2 protein-coding genes and 1 pseudogene are annotated in these 1,986 nt (G+C 61.0%); all 3 read right to left on the reverse strand.

What is annotated here, in order from left to right; translation table 11 throughout:
• A pseudogene (gene tolB / locus ACR0B3_RS23765) lies at window positions 1-440 on the reverse strand (Tol-Pal system protein TolB); the annotation flags it as partial.
• Complete coding sequence (locus tag ACR0B3_RS23770; protein ID WP_480811208.1) at window positions 437-1,444, reverse strand: energy transducer TonB; 1,008 nt, start codon at window positions 1,442-1,444, stop codon at window positions 437-439. The pseudogene tolB and the gene ACR0B3_RS23770, both read right to left, overlap by 4 nt.
• A 5-nt stretch (window positions 1,445-1,449) precedes the next feature.
• Complete coding sequence (tolR, locus tag ACR0B3_RS23775) at window positions 1,450-1,941, reverse strand: protein TolR (RefSeq protein WP_480811209.1); 492 nt, start codon at window positions 1,939-1,941, stop codon at window positions 1,450-1,452.
• Window positions 1,942-1,986: the final 45 nt, after the last annotated feature.

Consider the following 1,986-nt stretch of genomic DNA (forward strand, 5'->3'; position numbering starts at 1 on the left):
AATTGCAGCCCATCCCCGAGCGGCAGTTGCGAGAACACATCAAAAAGCCGAAAGCGCACAACCATCTGCCCCTCTGGGGTGCGGCCCACCGAACCTGTGATCAGGGCTTGGGCATTGATGGCTTGCCAATCGGCAAATTGCACGGGGCTGTCAAAACTGGTGATTGTGGAAATATGAGCCTCGGCTGGGATTTCGCGAAACAGGCCTGTGCCACGCAGATCGGCGGCAATCACCCGCGTGATATCTTGGGCGGCATCGGCCATGTCGGGCGTATCTGCGATAAAGACAGGCAGGGCGAAGGGGAGCGGCTCAATCACACCTTCGGTGATTTCAATGCGCAAAGGCCCGCCTGCACCTTGGGCCCATGCGGGTAGGCTGCTTGCGCCAAGCGCAAGGCACAGCCCCAAGCCGCGAAAAACTGTAATCAACTGCGCCTTCATCTCAGCCTCATCTGTTCAGGGTTGAAGACCATCTCGATGGTTTGCCATTGGTCATATTTTTCTGAGGGCAGGTTAAACCCGTTTGCGCCACAGCGCAAAATCGCACGACGTCCTGCTTCAAATGCTTGGGAGACCGATGCATCCGAGCCACCAGAACTGTCGATCATTCGGATAGACCCCGCATCTGGCCGCCCATCTTGGCCCAAGGTGACCGAGATGGTGACAATTGTGCGCTGCGCCTCGGAGGATAGCGCGCCAACATTCCAACAGGCGCGCACATCTGCGATCAAACCATTCACCTCGCCGCTGCTGAGGGGCGGGCCAGAGGGGACGGAGGGTGTCGCAGGGGCGCTGACCGCATCTGCAACCGCGGCCGCAATCGCATCAGCGAGCGGGTCAGCAGGTTCAGGCGCGGGTTCAGGTTCAGGCTGCGGCTCTGGTTCGGGTGTTGGTTCGGGTGTGGGGCGCTGTGGCCGTGCGGTCGGCACAGGTGACGCAATCGGTGCAAGGCTTGCTGCGGGTGTTTCGGCCTCTGTTACGATCTGGGTCGTTGCGGCTTCGGGGGCTTGGGCCACCTCTTGTTCAACGGGTGTTTCACTCTGTGCATCAGGCTCAGGGGTTGCCTCAACAACAGTCGGCGCGATTTCGGCATCAGGCGGCGGTGCAGGCGCGGGTGTTGGTGCCACGCGCGGGGCAGCCTCAGGTGTTGGCGTGTCTGAAGGGGGCGCATTCTCCGCGCCCAAAGGGGGTGCGCTGATTTCTGGGGGCTGTGGTTGCACCTCGGGTTGCGGTGCAGGGTCTGGCGTTGGCTCTGGCGCAGGTTCGGGCGCAGGCGGCAGGCTCGCCGCTCGGGTGAGTTCTTCAAATTCAGCGGTTGAGATGATTTGAACGCCCGTCACCTGAAAATCGGTTTCCGTCTTGTGGTGAAACAAAATATCCCCAAACGCCACCCATAAGAGCAGCGCGATGTGCAGCCCAGCCGAGACATAAAGCTCCCGCCGCATCAAACTTACCCCTCAGGCCCGCTGCCCGCCGCGCCATCCAGCGCAGGCCCGCCCGCATCGGTCACAAGGCCGATTTCGCGAAAGCCGCCCGCATTCAGCGCGCCCATGATTTGCATCACTTGCTCATAGGAAATCGCGCCATCCGCGCGCAGGAAAATGCGCGTGCTGTCGCGCTCGCCTGCAATGGCCAACAGCCGCGTGACCAGTTCATCCCGCGAAACTTCGGTGGTTTGGATCATCACCCGCCCATCGGGGGCGATGGTTACAGTAAGCGGTTCTTCTTCCTCACTCGGCAGGGCTTCTGCGGCGGTGTCTGGCAGGTTAATCGGCACACCAACAGTCATCAACGGGGCGGCCACCATGAAGATGATCAAAAGGCATAACATCACGTCCACGAAGGGCGTGACGTTGATTTCGGACATGGCGCGGCTGCTGCCCGCCCGTCTGTGGCCGCGTCTGCGACCGCCGCCCGATTTTTGCGCAACCGAGGCCCCCATCAGTCAAGCTGCCGTGACAAGAGGGTGGAAAACTCATCTGCAAAG

It is taken from the genome of Ruegeria sp. CE9 (assembly GCF_056537425.1).

What these genes read in the sequence shown, in the direction of transcription:
- ACR0B3_RS23770 (WP_480811208.1), bottom strand. Translation starts at nt 1,444, where the DNA reads ATGCGGCGGGAGCTTTATGTCTCGGCTGGGCTGCACATCGCGCTGCTC.
- tolR (WP_480811209.1), bottom strand. Translation starts at nt 1,941, where the DNA reads ATGGGGGCCTCGGTTGCGCAAAAATCGGGCGGCGGTCGCAGACGCGGC.